Here is a 16,676-nt window from a genome sequence, read left to right as displayed (position 1 = left end):
TTTTGATCGCGGCGGCCGTTTTAATCGCCTTGCTTATTGTTTTTGAAAAAGGGTTTCCGGCGCTTACGAAAAAAGACGTGTTTGTGCTAGTGATGCAGTCGTTTACCGGCGTTTTTCTGTTCAGCGTCTGCATGCTTTACGGCGTCAAGCTGACGACGGGGAGGGAGAGCGGGATGATTACGAGCACGACGCCGATGGCTGCCGGGATTTTGGCTTTTTTTCTATTGAAAGAACGAATCGAAAAGCGGATGGCGATTGGAATCGTGCTCGCTGTCATGGGCGTGATGACGATCAATCTGTTTGGAGCTGACGCGGCAGGAAGCCCGCACGCTTTGATCGGGAATCTATTAATCGCAGCTGCTGTGGTTGGCGAGGCGATGTTTACGCTTTTGGCAAAACTGTTGTCCCCGCATATTTCGGCTTTGGCGATTGCACGTTTGTGTCGCTGTTCGGGTTTTTGTTTTTTCTTCCTTTTGCCGTCATCGAAGCGCTGTCTTTCGATTTCACAGCACCGGGTTTTCTTGATTGGTCATACGTGCTTTATTATGCGCTGATCGTCACGGTGCTTGCCTTTTACTTGTGGTACAGCGGTGTGGCGAAGGTTTCCGCCGGCATTTCCGGGATTTTCACGTCGGTATTGCCCGTTTCCGCCGTCGTCTTATCCGGCATCGTTCTGAAGGAGCAATTTACCATGATCCACCTGATCGGAATCACGCTTGTGATCGCCGGGATATTTGTCACCGTGGTTGTGAAAGAGGACGGCCAAAATCTCGCATCCTAGCAGATTTCCAAAAAAATGTCGCAAATTTAATGCATCAATTTGATGAAATCGCCAAGCCCTGCGGTATAATAGATTTTGTGAATGAAATGGAAAGAGAGTGGTTACATTATGGGCCGTAAATGGAACAATATAAAAGAAAAGAAAGCGTCTAAGGATGCGAATACGAGCCGGATATACGCCAAATTCGGACGTGAAATATATGTGGCGGCAAAGCAGGGCGAACCGGATCCCGAATTAAACCAGGCGCTGAAGTTCGTGCTTGAGCGCGCCAAAACATACAATGTCCCGAAAGCGATTATTGAGCGGGCGATCGAAAAAGCGAAGGGCGGCTCTGAGGAAAATTACGACGAGCTGCGCTATGAAGGCTTCGGTCCGAACGGAGCGATGGTGATCGTTGACGCGTTGACAAACAACGTCAACCGCACGGCTGCTGATGTGCGCTCCACATTTGGCAAAAATGGCGGAAACATGGGTGTGAGCGGATCTGTCGCATACATGTTTGACCCGACGGCTGTCATCGGCTTTGAAGGCAAAACGGCGGATGAAACGCTTGAATTGTTGATGGAAGCCGACATCGATGTCCGCGACATCATCGAAGAAGACGACGCCGTGATCGTCTACGCCGAGCCTGATCAATTCCACGCCGTGCAGGAAGCGCTGCAAAACGCCGGAATCTCCGAGTTCACGGTCGCAGAGCTGACAATGCTCGCGCAAAACGAAGTAACGCTTCCCGAGGATGCTCAGGCTCAATTTGAAAAGCTGATCGATGCTCTGGAAGATTTGGAGGATGTTCAGCAAGTTTATCATAATGTCGATTTAGGAGAGTAATCCTCATCACCACCCGTGATTGAAATCATGGGTGGTTTTTTGCAAAAAAGCCCCATTGTACATAACTGCTGAATGGGGAATATACTATTCTACGTCTTTTAATAATGCTTCAATTTTATCAAGACGCTGCTTGATCTCCTTTATTTCCTCGCTTTCAAGTTTGAATTTCTCTTCAGCCAGTTTACCGTTCCTTAAATACCTTTTGACAACCTTGGTTAAGGCAACGATACCCACGATGACAAGCGCAGCCATTACTGCATAATATATAGGTATTAAAATTGTGATGATATCAACGGCTCCCATCTTTATTCTCCTTACATTCTGTAGATTTTTGTTTTGCTAATTTCTCAATCAAATCATTATCAATCGTAAAGGAAAATTCCTTTAGATAATAATACTTTAGAGCTTTACCATCTGATGAAACTTTCATTTCACTAAATATAACTCCTGCCTCCTCAAGTTTGGTTAAATGTAAATAAAGTAATGTCCTATTGATTCCTAACTTGCGTGCAAGCTCGCTAACATAGCAACCTCCTTTTAATAAGATGGTTAAAATCTGTAAACGAAATGGATTTCCAAGGGCCTTTGCAATTAAGATTAATTGGTTTGGTTCATTTATTTTATTCATATGTAACAATAATTTAACACATGTGCATCTAAAAAAAAGGTGTTTTTTCAAAAAAATGATTTGTTTGTTAAATTGTGTGAATTTTGAGAGAGATTATATATGATAATATTAACATTAGTTGAATAGACTTCCAGTTAAATACACCCAATAAATTTACTTTATTTGGAGAGTGATTGGAATGAAGAGATCTTTAGCCTTATTATTTTCCTTTTTGTTAGTATTCCCTACTGCCTTAGGGACTGCTAGTGCAAAGGAAAAAACACAAGATTTAAGTTTGGAAGAAAAAATTTTTGAAATTGATGAAAGCGATTTATCAACTCAAGTTAAAAAACAAGAGTTTATCCAAGCTTTAGAGGATGCAACTCATGCGGAGAAGACTGAATATCTTGAAAAAGTAGGGAAACGAGTACAAAATACTTTAAATGAAGTTGATGTTGAATTAGGTGAAAATCAAGAAATAGATTTAGGCATGGGAACGACTATTGAATTAGAATCTTCTGATGTTGTTGAGGCACCTGAAGATGAATTCGTAAAGACTTCTGGATACGATTTTTCAAAGGGAAACATACTCCAAAAAAAATACGGTGCTAGAAGATTTACATGCAGGGTTAGTGTGAAATCACTTGGTATCACATTAGGATCTCTCGTGCTGCGAAATCACTATACGGTAGGGAGTTTTGGGTTGAAAATGAGGTATGCATCCGATAATGGTACATCTGGAACAGATCCTTTAATGATTATCACTAGTTCTTCTACATCGGTTCCTGATGGTAAAGCTGTAAAAGTAGGGCATGATATGAATGCAAGAGGTTCGTATAAATGGAAACTGGGGATTTCAGGTATATATAAATCTTTCACATCAGAAATATACAGTACAATCAAGTTAAGTAAGCTAAATAAGAAAAAGAAATTTGCTGTCGTTTATCAAAATTACAAATTTACTGAGTGATAGCCCTGTAAAAAAATATAATTTGTTCGTTAGATTAAATTTCGACAGCTTAAACGCTGTCATTTTTCGTTTGAAGTAAAAAGAGTCATTTCCTATTTTTTTTCTTTCTTGCTACATCTCAGCCTTTGTTGTTTTTCGAAGATGTTAGTTAGTTATATTTTATTCATTAAGATTGCTTACGGCACTCTGTATTTATTTTTAGAGTGCCCCGACAATTTTAAGACATTTGATTATACCCCTGTTTAAATGAATGATCGCACTTGGATTTGAACCTTAGGAGGTGTGAATCAGCTATGTGTAGCTTCGAGAAATAACTTGTCTTTGTACAAAAAGCTAGGACAGGGGGGGATTCTGCAAAAAGCAGACCGCACAAAAAATCGGTCTGCTTTAATCTTTATACAAACTGCAGCAACTGCATCAAAATCGGCACAACAAACATAAACAAAATCGTACTTGTCGCAACGGTGTTTGTCGCAAAGTCGACATCGCCGCCTGCTTCTGCGGCGAGCATCGGGGTGACGGTCGGCGTCGCTGTAGCCGATTGGACGATTAATGTTTGCTTCAGCAGCGATGACAGCGGGATCGGCAGAAGCAGCAAAAACAGCACGAGCGGCGAAATGATGAAGCGCCCGAGTAAAACGCCGATTGTATCTTTGTCAAAGCGGATGCTTTTCAGCCCGGATTTGTTAAGGACGATCCCGATAAAAATCAATGACAGCGGCGTGACCAGGTTGCCGACGTATGTCAGCGCAGAATTCGCGAACTCAGGCACCGGAATTTGGAACCATAGAAACACAATTGAAATCAGAAAGCCCAGGAGCGGAGGCGGCAAAAGCTTCGAAATCAGCTTTTTGAACGTTATTTTTTGCGTGCTGTGCGCTTCGTCTTTGCTGTCTTTGGCGATTAAAAAGGCTCCCAGCGACCAGAGCGAAATCGTATTAATAATATAGTAGACAAGGAAATAAGGAAGGCTTTTTTCGCCGAACAACGCGATGTTCAGCGGCAAACCGATGAAAATCGCATTCGCGTTGACAAAAGAAGCTCTGAACGTTCCGATTCTGCCTTTTCTCGTCCGCAATGCTTTTGATAGTAAAAAGGCAATGATATAGGAAATGATGACCCCGCACAGAGGCCAGATTAAGCTGGAGGATAAATCGATCAGTTTTTCTTTCGTGAAAAACTTTAAGACGGATACAAAGATAGAGCAGGGCAGCGCTATTTTTGTAATCAGGTTTGAAATGCTTTTGTTGAATCCTTCCACAAACCAGCCCTTCTCATTCAAAATATACCCTAATGCAATTAATAACAAAATGATAATGACGCTTGAAATCGATGTCCAAATGTTCATGTGCATTCCTTCTTTTCTTTATTTATGGAAATGAAATATTCCCTGCGTAAAATAATAGTTCAGCCGGGAGAACACTCACAAATACGGTTTATTTATAGGCCGATAAGAAAGATTTATCAGTACGCCGTATAGCCTGACGGGGCGGGCCGTATTAGTTTTATTTATTATCGTATAAAAATTATATAGGGGTTTTTGGCCGGGCGCCGGGTCTACAATAGCAGCGTACCGAAAATGGAATAAGGAGTTGATGGTTGTGGCTGAGGGAAGCGGTCCTGAAAGAAAAGCCCGGCAGCTGGCGTTTAAGCCGATTCCGTTTCTCATTTCTATCATTGTTGGAACGGTGCTTTGGTTTTTACACTATCCGCAAGGCATTTCTCTTCAGGGCGGCCATGTGCTGGCATTGTTCCTCGCAACGATTCTTGGCTGCATATTGAATGCGGCTCCGCTCGGACTTTATGCATTTATTGATTTGATCATTTTAACAGTGACGCATACGGTGAGCGGTGAAGTTGCTTTTTCAGGCTATAGTGACAGCACGATTTGGTTGATTGTGGCGGCATATTGTGCGGCCGTCGGATTTACGAAGACAGGACTCGGATTAAGGATTGCTTATCTGTTCGTCAAACTGTTCGGCAAACGGACATTGACGTTAGGATATGCCCTTGTGTTATGCGAATTGGTGATATCGCCCGCCATTCCTAGTAATACGGCGCGGGGGGCGGGAATCATTTTTCCGATTATCCAGCAGCTGGCGAAATCGTACGGTTCTGATCCGAAGCTCGGCACATCGCGAAAGATTGGCTCTTTCCTTGTGATTTTAGGATTCCACGCTAATCTGCTGACATCGGCTATATTTCTGACGGCGATTTCGACGAGCCCGATCGCGGTGTCATTGGCGGACAAACTCGGTGTCCACATTTCGTGGGGGCAATGGGCGTTGGCCGGGTTGTTGCCGGCGGTTGTCTCATTAGTCGTGATCCCGCTGTTCATCTATCTGGTCTATAAACCGGAAATTACGAAAATGCCCGAAGCACCGGCGATGGCGCAAAAGGAACTGGAGAAAATGGGTCCGGTCAAACGCTCGGAAATCTACATGCTGATTTCTTTTCTCGTCATGATTTTATTGTGGATTTTCGGAAATGCGCTCGGCGTCTCCACAACGATTGCGGCCTTTATCGGGGTCACGATGCTCGTCTTCTTTGGCGTTATTAAATGGTCTGATATTCCGGAACAGAAGAGCGCCTGGAACCTGCTCGTCTGGCTCGGACCGCTGTTGATGATGGGAGCTCAGCTCAATCGCTTCGGCGTTATCAAATGGTTCAGCAACGCTGTAGGCGCGGAGGTCCATGGTTTGTCATGGGGCGTCGCTTTCGTTGTGTTAGGTTTGATCTACTATTACAGTCATTATTTCTTTACGAGCCTGATCATTCACGTCAATGCGTTCTATACGCCGTTTTTGGCGATTTTGATCGGCATGGGCGCTCCGCCTGTCGCATCCGCATTGTATTTGGCTTTCCTGACGGCGCTGTGCGCGCAGCCGACCAATTACGGAACGCTGGCAGGACCGCTTTATTTCAGTTCTGAGTATGTTTCCTCAAAAGCGTGGTTCAGCCTCGGCTTCGCCGTATCCGCTTTGACGTTTGCGATTTGGACAGGCCTTGGCATGCTTTGGTGGCACATGATCGGAATCATGTAAATATAAAAAAGAGAGAAGGAAATAGTATGTCAAATATTGGTATTTTAACGAACCCATTATTGAATAAAGGAACCGTATTTAAACAAGAAGAACGTGATGCATTAGGGCTGAACGGTTTGATTCCGCCCGTCGTTCAAACGATTGACGAACAGGAGCGGCAAGTTTACAGCCAATATCAAAAAAAGGGAACTCGTCTTGAGCAAAGAATCTTTTTAATGGATATTTACAAAACAAACCGGACGCTTTTTTACTATACGATGGAAAAGCACCTTGTCGAATTTATGCCGGTCGTCTATGATCCTGTCGTAGCTGAGGCGATTGAGGAATACAGCGATCGTTTTGTTTCCCCGGATGCCGTCTATTTGTCAATCCATGATCAGGACAATATGAAAGCGGCGCTTGAAAGCTTTGCCGGCGGACGGGATATTCGGTTAATCGTTGTGACAGACAGCGAAGGGATTTTAGGGATGGGCGACTGCGGCATCAACGGAGTTGAAATCGCAACCGGGAAATTAGCCGTCTACACGGCGGCTGCGGGCATTAATCCGAACCAGGTTCTCCCCGTAGTCCTTGATGTCGGGACGAATAACAAAGAGCTGTTGGACAATCCTCATTACCTGGGAAATAAACACGAACGGGTGAGAGGCGAGGCTTATGACCAATTTATCGACAAATTTGTGAAAGAAGTCACAAATTCATTCCCGAAAGCATTGCTTCACTGGGAAGATTTCGGCCGTGCGAACGCAGCCAAGATTCTCGAAACATATCAATCAGACATCTGCACGATCAACGACGATATTCAGGGAACGGGGATCGTCATTTTAGCGGTTCTCTTAGGTTCGATGAAAGTGTCAAACATCCCGTTAAATAAACAAAAGGTGCTGATTTTCGGGGCAGGGACGGCTGGTGTCGGAATCGCCAATCAAATTCTGGAAGAGATGCTGCGGACGGAGGACATCACTGTAGAAGAAGCGAAAAAACGGTTTTATTTAGTCGATAAACAAGGATTATTGACGGATGACATGCCGGATCTCACGAACGGCCAACAAAAATTCGCACGTCCTCATGGCGAAATGAACGGCAAGCAGTATAAAGATTTACAAGACATTATCGCCTTCGTGAAACCGACTGTTTTGGTCGGGACATCAACTACGCCGGGGGCATTTACTGAAGGTGCGATCAAAGAAATGGCGAAACACGTCGAGCGTCCGGCGATCTTCCCGATCTCAAATCTGACGAAGCTGATCGAGGCACAAGCAGCCGACGTTATCAAATGGACGGACGGCAAAGCCCTGGTATGTACTGGAATTCCGTCTGATGATGTCGAATACAATGGCGTCACCTATCAGATCGGGCAAGGCAACAATGCGCTGATGTATCCTGGACTTGGCCTCGGAATCATCGCCGCCGAAGCGAAAATCGTCACGCAAAACATGCTGTCAGCCGCGGCGCGGGCCGTCGGCGATTTGGTCAATCCGCAAGTTGAAGGAGCGGCCATTTTGCCTCCGGTCGCCGAGATGAGAAAAGTCTCAAAAATCGTCGCTGAAGCCGTTGTGAATCAGGCGGTTGAAGACGGAGTCAATCAAAAAGAAATCACACATGCCGAAGAAGAAGTCAGCCGTTTAATATGGGAGCCGGGATATTAACAAAACTGTCACTTGTAAGCATTCCGGAAGAGAGGCTATCATTTACAAATGATAGCCTTTTAACAAAGGAGACACCTGTGATATGAACTTAAAAGATTTAGAGTATTTTCAGACGCTTTGCTATACGAGAAGTTTTACAAAGACCGCAGAAGCCCTCTATGTGTCACAGCCATCCGTGACCTTTGCGATTCACCGCCTCGAAGATGAGCTCGGCGTGAAGCTGTTCGAGATCAATAAGTCGCACCGCTCCGTCGAATTGACGATTGCCGGCCAATTTTTGCAGAAAAAAGCCGGGCATATTTTAACAGAAGTCGAAAACACCGTCAGGGAAATCAGAGAGTTTAACCACCCGACGATACGCCTCGGGCTGCCGCCGATCATCGGAGGCTACTACGCCGCTGATATCATGAAGCAGATCGATGATAAAGGGCTTTTGCCTTTCATTAATTTGGTAATGCACCTCCAGGCAGCATAGATTCAGCGGCCGCAGCAACATTAACTTTCAGGAAGTAGAGCATGAAAAGATGCTCTTGCTCGGCCAATCGTTCGTACACCGCACGGCCTTTCAGTACTTTTCAAAAAAATACCGGATCAAGCCGAAGGTCGTTTATCAAACGGATAAAATCCAGACGCTGAAAGCTTTGATCGCCGTCGACTGCGGGATCAGCCTGTTAAGCAGAATGGTCGTTTCAGACGCGGAAGACATCGCGATGGTTCCTCTTGATGAAGAGGTCATCCCTTATTTTTACGTATCGATTTGCTTTAATAAAAACCATACGCTGAGCGAAGAAGAAAAATCAATTATCGAACTGTTTCAAGCCCACGAAAAAGAGGCGTGCGAAGCGCACAAGGATTTTACCGAAATCGCCCGGTAAAATCTTTTTTATGTCAAAAAAACGGCGGGTACCTGAATTTTCTTGAAAGTCAGCCGATACATATGATGTAGTCTAACTTTTCCCAAAACTGTTTGATAGGAGATGGCCTAACAATGTTTCAAATTACCGATCTCAACCGCCAATACATCGGAGGGGAGTGGAGAGACGGCCAAAGCGAGAGCGTCTTGGCAGATCTGAACCCCTATACACAAAAAACGATCGCCTCTTTTCACAAAGCGACGCCGGATGACATCGATCAGGCCTATAAGGCGGCAGTGAAAGCGAAAAAAGAATGGGACCGCGTCGGCCCATATGAGAAACGGGCGATTTTGGAAAAAGCGGCCGCCTATATTGAGGAACATAAAGAAGCGATTGTGTTTCTCATTATGGAAGAGCTGGGCGGGACAAGGCTGAAAGCGGCTTTTGAAATCGATCTTGTCATCAATATGATCAAAGAAGCGGCCGGTTTTCCGCTCAAGATGGAAGGAAGAATTCTGCCTTCCCCTGTCGATGGAAAAGAAAATCGCCTGTACCGGATTCCGGCTGGCGTCGTCGGGGTGATCAGCCCTTTCAATTTTCCGTTCTTTTTATCTGTCAAATCGGTTGCTCCGGCGCTAGGCGCGGGAAACGGCGTAGTGCTGAAGCCGCATGAGGAAACGCCGATCTGCGGCGGAACCTTGATTGCAAAAATATTTGAAGAAGCAGGGCTTCCGAAGGGGCTTTTAAACGTTGTTGTTACGGACATCGAAGAGATCGGAGACAGCTTTGTTGAACACCCGATCCCAAGGATCATCTCGTTTACGGGTTCGACAAAGGTGGGAAGCTACATCGGCCAGCTTGCGGTCAAGCACTTTAAAAAACCGCTGCTTGAGCTTGGCGGCAACAGCGCGCTGATCGTTCTGGAGGATGCCGATTTGGAATATGCGGTCAATGCCGCGGCATTCAGCCGCTTCACCCATCAGGGGCAAATCTGCATGTCGGCCAACCGGATTCTCGTTCAAAAAGAGGTGTATCCGGCCTTTTTGAAATTATTTTATCAAAAGGTGTCAGCTCTTAAGACGGGAGATCCGATGGACCCGGATACGATTATCGGCCCTGTCATTAATGAACGCCAGGCGGAAAGTCTGCGCAAGGCCGTAGAAAAAGGAATCGAAGAAGGCGCGGTTGCGCTGATCAAAGGCGAAATTAAAGGCAATCTCGTCGAACCGACGATTTTAACAGATGTAAAGCCGGGCATGGCGATTGCGCGGGAAGAGCTGTTCGGGCCGGTCGTCTGTGTCATGCCGTTTCAAACGGAAGAGGAAGCCATCAGAATTGCGAATGACACACCGTTCGGGTTAAGCGGAGCTGTTCATACGGGGAATGTGGAACGCGGCGTGGAGCTCGCCAAACAGATCGAAACGGGAATGATCCATGTCAATGACACCACGATCAACGACGAGCCGCACATCGCTTTCGGCGGAGAAAAACAGTCAGGCCTCGGAAGGCTGAACGGAGAATGGAGCCTTGATGAGTTTACGACATTGAAGTGGATCTCTGTCCAGCATCAAAAAAGGGTTTTTCCATATTAAAAGGAGGTTTACAACATGAACGAAGCAGTACAGACAGAAATCCATCCTCTTTTGGACGCATTTGTAAAGGTCGCCCCTTTCCTGAATGCGCTCATTCAGGATGATGTGACAATCGGGATTTATGATACGGAAAAACTGATCATCAACATTCCCGGGAAAACTTTTTCCCTGAATGTGAAGCCCGGTGATCCCTTGCAGGAAGGGGACATTATTACAGACGCGATCCGTCAGAATCAAATGAAATCGAGCCTTGTGCCGAAGGAGCTGTTCGGTTTTCCGCTTATGGCAAGGGCGATTCCGCTCCATGACGAAAGAGGCCGGGTCATCGGCGGCGTCGGACTCGGCACGAGCCTTGAAAAATCGGATCAGCTTCACCGCGTTGCCGAAAACCTGTCGGTCATTGTTGAGCAGACCGCTACAGCCATTCAGGACATCGCCGAATCTGTCAGCGGATTTTCCGAGCAAATGTCCGACATCTCCAAGCAGGCAAAGCAAGTCAGCGAAAGCGCCGGAGAAATCGAGAAAATTTCCGTCACCGTAAAAGGCATATCAGACCAAAGCAATCTCCTCGGGCTGAACGCGGCGATCGAGGCTGCAAGAGCGGGCGAATCGGGCAAAGGATTCTCGGTTGTGGCCGACGAAATCAGAAAGCTTGCAACGCATTCGAAAGAAAACGTCGGACAGATCGACGAAATCACGAAAAAGATTCATGCATTATTGAAAGGGCTCGAACAGTCGATCGAAGTCATCAACGAGCATACAAGCGGACAGGCTGCCGGTGTTGAACAAATTTCGGCAACCATGCAGGAAATCAGCAGCAACGCGCAAAACCTCGCAAAGATGGCGGAATATCATGTGGGAGACTAAAAAATAGATTGAACAGCGGAAGCTGCCGGATGAGCCGGCGGCTTTTTTAGCGGGTGGCTGGAGGATGCATGATGTTACTTCTATGAAGCACAATGTGACGTGTTTTGGTACCTGCTGAGCAAACTTGTATGCCCGTCAGGACAGTTTCTCTCAACAAGCGAATAGGAAGCGATGACATAAACCTCAAATGATAGCTTTATACTATAATTTGAAAATAATGCCTATAAGAGAATAGATAATGACAGATGAAAAAAGAATTGTCATATGAAACAAAGAGTAAATAAACATATATGTTGCCCATTTTTCCGGATCCATTCTTTTGTAACCGTATACACTAAGACCAAACCATATCAAACTTAAAAGAAGGGCAACGAGCATAAGTCCAAGGCTTAAAGAATAAAAAAGGACACTTGTTCCAATGAGGATGATTAAATAAATATTGGTTTGTATATATGTTCTTTTAACTCCTTTGACAACTGGGAGCATTGGGACTTTCGCAGCCTTATACTCATCATTCTTTCGAATAGCTATAGCATAAAAATGAGGCATTTGCCATATAACAGAGATAACAAAAAGACCGAGAATAGCAGGATGCGTAACATCCGGATAAATAGCTGCCCATCCAATGAGAGGCGGCATAGCTCCAGCGATGCTTCCAACCTCTGTATTGTAAACTGTTCTTCTTTTACTCCACATGGTATACGGGACAATATAAAAAAACAATCCTAGAAATCCTAGGAGTGCTGCCAGAGAAGTTGTCAACGCAAGAATGGCGATTCCGAAAAGCGCCATAAAGGTACCAAGCCATAAAACTGTTTTAGTCTTAATTTCTCCTGTTACAGTCGGTCTGTTTTTGGTTCTCTCCATGATGGAATCTATATCTCGGTCAAATAAGTTATTAAAAGCTCCTGCCGCCCCCATTACCAAAATTGAACCAACCAAAGCGAAAATTATTTCTGGCAATTTTTCAAAAAGGCTGATTTTATAAGTATATAAAGCTAATGTTAATCCGGCAAACATCGGAATAAGGTTAGATTTAATAATTCCTGTTTTAATGGTTTGTGCCAATTTTGTTGAGGCAGTCTCTTTATCCGTTATTATTTTGTTTTCAATTTGCATTTGTTCTTCTCCTTTATTTGATTATCTTAAAATCTGGCTAGAGAAGTGTTGTGATGAATGGGATAAATTTAGATACCAATTAGTATTTAGATACTAATTGGTATGTTAATTCTTTATGGTATGATTGTCAAGAGAAGGAGGAAGAAGAATGCTTAGGAGAAGGTTAAACCAAAAAGAGCGGAAAGAGGAAACGAGGCAAATGCTTTTACATTCGGCTGTTGAGATCTTTTCAGAGCTTGGCTTTCATGGAGCTTCCGTTGAAAAAATTGCTGAACATGCCGGATTTAGTAAGGGTGCAGTTTATTCTAATTTTAAATCCAAGGAAGAACTCTTTCTTGCATTATTGGAACAGCAAATGAATTTACATGTGAATAACATCGATAAAATAATAGACCAGCAGGATTCACTTGCACATTTTATTGAAGCAATGAATGAGCATTTTATTTCAGTGACGAATGAAAATCAAAAGTGGATTATTTTAAATACGGAGTTTCTTCTTCATGCAATGCGTAATGAGCCGGTTCGCTCTAAATGGTCTTGCATGATTATGGAGTCCGTGGATCAGATCTCTAAGTCTGTTGCAAAATTAATGTCGAAAGAGAATCATAATAGTGCTCTATCTCCGGAAGAAATCGCATGGACCATTTTTTCATTAGAAAATGGTCTTGCTATATTTAATTTTATTAATGAAGAAAAGGTCCCGGCTAATTTATATGGAAAAGCACTAAAAGATATGCTCCTAACCCCTGAAAATCCTACTGACGGCCATAGAAATGATTCAGTTTAAATTTACTGCAAAAGGCCGAGGCTGTTTAAAGGAAGGAGCCCGCCCACAAGATCGGCGGCTTATTTATTTTCTGGAGCACAATCATTAAAATTTTATTTTAAATTCTCAAAAGGAATTTCCCTTCCAAAATCGAAAGTGGTATAGGAAATCGCTTTCACAAGGGGGAAGGGTATGAAGGTATACACGAAAACAAAGCTGACCGGATTATGGTTGGGGCCGATCGGTTTTTTGCTGATTTTCGGCCTGATTCCCGAGGCGGAGCTGGCCCATGCGCCGCGGGTGGTCCTGGCTGTGACGGCTTGGACGGCCGTCTGGTGGATCACGGAGGCCGTGCCGATTCCGGCGGCGTCTTTATTGCCTGTCATTCTGCTGCCGACGTTAGGCGGTTTAGATATTGACACGGCGGCTAAAGCATACGGCGATCCGATCGTTTTCATGTATATGGGCGGATTTATCATTGCGATCGCCATTGAGAAGTGGAATCTTCATCAGCGGATGGCTTTGCATATTTTGAAGCGGATCGGTGCGGAAAGCTACCGGATTGTGCTGGGCGTGATGGTGGCGACGGCGTTTTTGTCGATGTGGATTTCAAATGCCGCGACCGCTTTGATGATGCTTCCTGTTGCGCTGGCCGTCATTAAAGAAGTGCGGGAAAAAGGGATTTTAAAAGGGGATTCGCTTCAGAAGTTCAGCAAGAGCATTCTGTTGTCCGTAGCGTATGCCGCATCAATCGGCGGTCTTGCCACATTGATCGGATCTGTCCCGAATGCGGTGTTTGCGGCAATGTCCAAACAGATGCTGAATCGGGAGATTATGTTTTTTGAATGGTTCTTATTCGGTTTTCCGGTTACCGTTCTTTTTTTAGTTATTTTATATTTTTATTTGACGAAGGTGCAGTTTAAAGTCGGCCGCTTTGAAGGGGAAAAGCCTGATTTCATCGATCATGACCTGCATGCGCTCGGACCGATGACGCGGGAGGAGAAGACGGTGTTCGCCGTGTTTTTGATGACGGCTCTGTTATGGATGTTTAAATTCGTGCTTCCGTTTGACATATCCGATACATCGATTGCGATCCTCGGGGCGCTTCTGCTTTTTTTAATCCCGAGCACAAAGGACGAACGGATTTTGGAATGGAAGGATATGCAGTCGCTGCCTTGGGGGATGCTCCTTTTGTTCGGAGGCGGGTTGTCGCTGGCTGCCGGTTTTTCCGAGACGGATGTAACGGGATGGATCGCCGGAAAGCTGAAGCTTTTGGAAGGGCATCCTTATTTATTCGTTTTAATCGTGTTAACGGGAGCGATTTTATTCATGACGGAGATTATGTCGAATACGGCTGTCGCCAATATGGTGATTCCGATGACGGTGGGACTCGGCGCTGCGATTCATGTTGAGCCGTACGGGCTGATGGCGGCGGCCGCGCTCGCATCCTCGTGCGCATTTATGCTGCCGATTTCGACTCCGCCGAATGCTGCCGTTTTCAGCGCAAATGTGCTGAGTATGAAGGATATGATCAAAGCGGGGTTTTGGCTGAATGTCGCGGGCATTTTGATCATCGTTACAGGCGTATATTTTCTGCTCCCCGCCGTTTTGCAGTAAAATGCCCATAAACCTCTCACTAGTTTTCTTTCATTAACTGATTTAAAATATAGCTATGACATTAGGTGAGGATTGGTAGACACATGAGCATTTTAAAAGCGGAAGGTTTATATAAAACGTACGGAGATAAAACACTGTTTGACCATATATCGTTTCATATCGAAGAAAACGAGCGGATCGGCTTGATCGGACCGAACGGAACAGGGAAAAGCACACTGCTCAAGGTGATTGCCGGCGATGAATCGACGGAAAAAGGAGAGATTACGAGAGCCGGCAGCCTCCATACCGAGTATTTGCATCAAGATCCGGACTTGGACGGCAGCCATACGGTGCTTGAACATATTTATTCGGGCGATTCCGTGATGATGCGGACGATGAGGGCGTATGAAAAAGCGCTGCAGGAGCTGAACGCCTCTCCCGAAGACCCGAAGAAACAGGAAAACCTGCTGGCCGCTCAAGGGAAAATGGATGAGCACGGCGCCTGGGACGCGAACACGGCGGCGAAAACGATCCTGACGAAGCTCGGCGTTACGGACGTGACGAAAGAAGTCAGAGCCCTTTCCGGAGGCCAAAAAAAGCGGGTGGCGATCGCCAAAACGTTGATACAGCCTGCAGATCTTCTCATTTTGGATGAGCCGACAAACCATCTCGACAATGAAACGATCGAATGGCTTGAAGGTTATTTGAGCGGCTATCCAGGCTCGGTCGTCCTCGTAACCCATGACCGCTACTTCCTTAACCGGGTGACGAACCGGATCTACGAACTTGATCGAGGCAGCCTTTATACGTATAAAGGAAACTACGAAGTGTTTTTAGAGAAGCGGGCTGAACGGGAGGCGCTCGCCGAACAAAACGAGACGAAGCGGCAAAACCTGCTCAGAAGGGAGCTCGCCTGGCTGAGGAGGGGGGCAAAGGCCCGTTCGACAAAGCAGAAAGCGAGAATTCAGCGCGTCGAGGAACTGAAGGAGCAGGAAGCGCCTGAAGCCGCTTCATCCCTTGATTTTGCGATCGGCTCCCACCGTCTCGGGAAACAGGTGATCGAAGCTGAAGGAGTGGAGATCAGCCGCGGCGGAAGAAAGCTTGTCACCGCATTTCAAGAGCTCATCGCCCCCGGCGACCGCGTCGGCATCATCGGGCCGAACGGCATCGGCAAGACGACGCTGTTAAACGCCCTGGCCGGACGCCTCGAGCCTGAAGCGGGCTCCATCACGATCGGCCAAACCGTCAGAATCGGCTATTATACGCAGGATCACAGCGAGATGGACGATTCGCTGCAAGTGATCGAATATATTAAAGAGACGGCCGAGGTCGTCAAAACGGCCGACGGTGAGGTGATCACCGCCGAACAGATGCTGGAAAGGTTCCTCTTTCCGCGACGTGTGCAGCGCACCTACATCCGCAAGCTGTCAGGCGGCGAGAAGCGGCGCCTCTATCTGCTGAAAGTGCTGATGGAGGAGCCGAATGTCCTGTTTCTCGATGAGCCGACAAATGATCTGGATACTGAGACGCTCGGCGTGCTCGAAGACTATTTGGATCAGTTCCCGGGCGTCGTCATTACGGTATCCCATGACCGCTATTTCCTTGACCGGGTCGTCGACCGTCTGCTCGTGTTTGAAGGAAACGGCATCATTTCGCGCTTTCAGGGATCGTACAGCGATTATATGGACAAGCAGAAGGAACAAAGCCGCCAGAAACCGGCTGCTGAAGAAAGCGCGCCTGCAAAACCTGAGAAAAAGAAAAGGAAAAAGCTATCTTATAAAGATCAGCTCGAATGGGAAGGCATTGAAGATAAAATCGCGCTTTTGGAAGAAAAGCATAAACAATTGGACGAGGAAATCGCCGCAGCGGGCAGCGATTTTGCAAAAATCCAGACCTTGATGGAAGACCAAAAGAAAACGGCTGAAGAGCTTGAGGCGGCAATGGAGCGCTGGACCGAGCTTTCGCTGATGATCGAGGAGCTTGAACAATCATAACTGCCGGGAGAA

The 16,676-nt window shown here is 45.9% G+C and carries 15 protein-coding genes and 1 pseudogene; 12 read left to right on the top strand and 4 right to left on the bottom strand.

Annotated features, from left to right (window positions below; translation table 11 throughout):
• Together V7126_RS21960 and V7126_RS21955 are read left to right on the top strand one after the other, a co-directional pair.
• Positions 1 to 781: pseudogene (locus tag V7126_RS21960) on the top strand (DMT family transporter); the annotation flags it as partial.
• 108 nt (positions 782 to 889) lie between these two features.
• A complete protein-coding gene (locus V7126_RS21955) occupies positions 890 to 1,609 on the top strand; it encodes a YebC/PmpR family DNA-binding transcriptional regulator (protein WP_046130410.1) in 720 nt (239 codons plus the stop codon).
• An 84-nt stretch (positions 1,610 to 1,693) separates the two neighbouring features.
• On the opposite strand, the gene V7126_RS21950 is transcribed toward V7126_RS21955, so the two are convergent.
• Complete coding sequence (locus V7126_RS21950) at positions 1,694 to 1,912, bottom strand: hypothetical protein (protein ID WP_046130409.1); 219 nt, start codon at positions 1,910 to 1,912, stop codon at positions 1,694 to 1,696.
• Complete coding sequence (locus tag V7126_RS21945; protein WP_046130486.1) at positions 1,899 to 2,237, bottom strand: ArsR/SmtB family transcription factor; 339 nt, start codon at positions 2,235 to 2,237, stop codon at positions 1,899 to 1,901. Before V7126_RS21945 ends, V7126_RS21950 begins: the two co-directional genes overlap by 14 nt.
• A gap of 178 nt (positions 2,238 to 2,415) precedes the next feature.
• Between V7126_RS21945 and V7126_RS21940 the strand changes: the two genes are divergently transcribed.
• Entirely contained in the window at positions 2,416 to 3,186 is a 771-nt protein-coding gene (locus V7126_RS21940; protein ID WP_046130408.1) for a hypothetical protein, read from the top strand.
• Between the two features lie 394 nt (positions 3,187 to 3,580).
• Here V7126_RS21940 and V7126_RS21935 read toward each other — a convergent pair whose 3' ends face one another.
• Entirely contained in the window at positions 3,581 to 4,534 is a 954-nt protein-coding gene (locus V7126_RS21935) for an AEC family transporter (RefSeq protein WP_175075889.1), read from the bottom strand.
• Positions 4,535 to 4,787: 253 nt separating this feature from the next.
• Between V7126_RS21935 and V7126_RS21930 the strand changes: the two genes are divergently transcribed.
• The 6 genes from V7126_RS21930 (at position 4,788) to V7126_RS21905 (ending at position 11,189) form a co-directional block, all read left to right on the top strand.
• Complete coding sequence (locus V7126_RS21930) at positions 4,788 to 6,230, top strand: DASS family sodium-coupled anion symporter (RefSeq protein ID WP_175075890.1); 1,443 nt, start codon at positions 4,788 to 4,790, stop codon at positions 6,228 to 6,230.
• A 26-nt stretch (positions 6,231 to 6,256) separates the two neighbouring features.
• Positions 6,257 to 7,876 carry an NAD-dependent malic enzyme gene (gene maeA / locus V7126_RS21925; protein WP_175075891.1) on the top strand — a complete coding sequence of 540 codons (1,620 nt, stop codon included), beginning with the start codon at positions 6,257 to 6,259 and terminating at the stop codon, positions 7,874 to 7,876.
• Between the two features lie 82 nt (positions 7,877 to 7,958).
• Positions 7,959 to 8,351, top strand: coding sequence for a LysR family transcriptional regulator (locus V7126_RS21920; RefSeq protein WP_175075892.1), 393 nt, complete (start codon positions 7,959 to 7,961; stop codon positions 8,349 to 8,351).
• A gap of 19 nt (positions 8,352 to 8,370) precedes the next feature.
• Positions 8,371 to 8,751, top strand: coding sequence for a LysR substrate-binding domain-containing protein (locus V7126_RS21915; RefSeq protein WP_175075911.1), 381 nt, complete (start codon positions 8,371 to 8,373; stop codon positions 8,749 to 8,751).
• Between the two features lie 113 nt (positions 8,752 to 8,864).
• Entirely contained in the window at positions 8,865 to 10,322 is a 1,458-nt protein-coding gene (locus V7126_RS21910; RefSeq protein ID WP_046130404.1) for an aldehyde dehydrogenase family protein, read from the top strand.
• A 15-nt stretch (positions 10,323 to 10,337) separates the two neighbouring features.
• Positions 10,338 to 11,189, top strand: a complete 852-nt coding sequence (locus V7126_RS21905; protein WP_175075893.1) for a methyl-accepting chemotaxis protein — start codon at positions 10,338 to 10,340, stop codon at positions 11,187 to 11,189.
• Positions 11,190 to 11,390: 201 nt separating this feature from the next.
• Here the strand turns inward: V7126_RS21905 and cyoE are convergent, their stop codons facing one another.
• Entirely contained in the window at positions 11,391 to 12,308 is a 918-nt protein-coding gene (cyoE, locus tag V7126_RS21900) for a heme o synthase (protein WP_175075894.1), read from the bottom strand.
• 148 nt (positions 12,309 to 12,456) lie between these two features.
• Between cyoE and V7126_RS21895 the strand changes: the two genes are divergently transcribed.
• The 3 genes from V7126_RS21895 to V7126_RS21885 all read left to right on the top strand — a co-directional run bounded on the left by V7126_RS21895 (position 12,457) and on the right by V7126_RS21885 (position 16,664).
• The gene (locus V7126_RS21895; RefSeq protein WP_046130401.1) at positions 12,457 to 13,095 is read left to right on the top strand and encodes a TetR/AcrR family transcriptional regulator; all 639 of its coding nucleotides are present in this window, start codon (positions 12,457 to 12,459) and stop codon (positions 13,093 to 13,095) included.
• 171 nt (positions 13,096 to 13,266) lie between these two features.
• Positions 13,267 to 14,691: an SLC13 family permease gene (locus V7126_RS21890; protein WP_175075895.1), complete on the top strand. Its 1,425-nt coding sequence runs from the start codon at positions 13,267 to 13,269 to the stop codon at positions 14,689 to 14,691.
• An 83-nt stretch (positions 14,692 to 14,774) separates the two neighbouring features.
• Positions 14,775 to 16,664, top strand: a complete 1,890-nt coding sequence (locus V7126_RS21885) for an ABC-F family ATP-binding cassette domain-containing protein (protein WP_046130399.1) — start codon at positions 14,775 to 14,777, stop codon at positions 16,662 to 16,664.
• The last annotated feature ends 12 nt before the right edge of the window (positions 16,665 to 16,676 follow it).

It is taken from the genome of Bacillus sp. JJ675 (genome assembly GCF_036963165.1).
Classification (GTDB): Bacteria; Bacillota; Bacilli; order Bacillales; family Bacillaceae; genus Bacillus; species Bacillus glycinifermentans.
This window is presented reverse-complemented; position numbering and strand designations above follow the sequence as displayed.

Coding starts and splice junctions, on each gene's coding strand:
- V7126_RS21955 (WP_046130410.1), top strand. CDS start 890: ATGGGCCGTAAATGGAACAATATAAAAGAAAAGAAAGCGTCTAAGGAT.
- V7126_RS21910 (WP_046130404.1), top strand. CDS start 8,865: ATGTTTCAAATTACCGATCTCAACCGCCAATACATCGGAGGGGAGTGG.
- V7126_RS21895 (WP_046130401.1), top strand. CDS start 12,457: ATGCTTAGGAGAAGGTTAAACCAAAAAGAGCGGAAAGAGGAAACGAGG.
- V7126_RS21935 (WP_175075889.1), bottom strand. CDS start 4,534: ATGAACATTTGGACATCGATTTCAAGCGTCATTATCATTTTGTTATTA.
- cyoE (WP_175075894.1), bottom strand. CDS start 12,308: ATGCAAATTGAAAACAAAATAATAACGGATAAAGAGACTGCCTCAACA.
- V7126_RS21920 (WP_175075892.1), top strand. CDS start 7,959: ATGAACTTAAAAGATTTAGAGTATTTTCAGACGCTTTGCTATACGAGA.
- V7126_RS21950 (WP_046130409.1), bottom strand. CDS start 1,912: ATGGGAGCCGTTGATATCATCACAATTTTAATACCTATATATTATGCA.
- maeA (WP_175075891.1), top strand. CDS start 6,257: ATGTCAAATATTGGTATTTTAACGAACCCATTATTGAATAAAGGAACC.
- V7126_RS21890 (WP_175075895.1), top strand. CDS start 13,267: ATGAAGGTATACACGAAAACAAAGCTGACCGGATTATGGTTGGGGCCG.
- V7126_RS21940 (WP_046130408.1), top strand. CDS start 2,416: ATGAAGAGATCTTTAGCCTTATTATTTTCCTTTTTGTTAGTATTCCCT.
- V7126_RS21905 (WP_175075893.1), top strand. CDS start 10,338: ATGAACGAAGCAGTACAGACAGAAATCCATCCTCTTTTGGACGCATTT.
- V7126_RS21885 (WP_046130399.1), top strand. CDS start 14,775: ATGAGCATTTTAAAAGCGGAAGGTTTATATAAAACGTACGGAGATAAA.
- V7126_RS21945 (WP_046130486.1), bottom strand. CDS start 2,237: ATGAATAAAATAAATGAACCAAACCAATTAATCTTAATTGCAAAGGCC.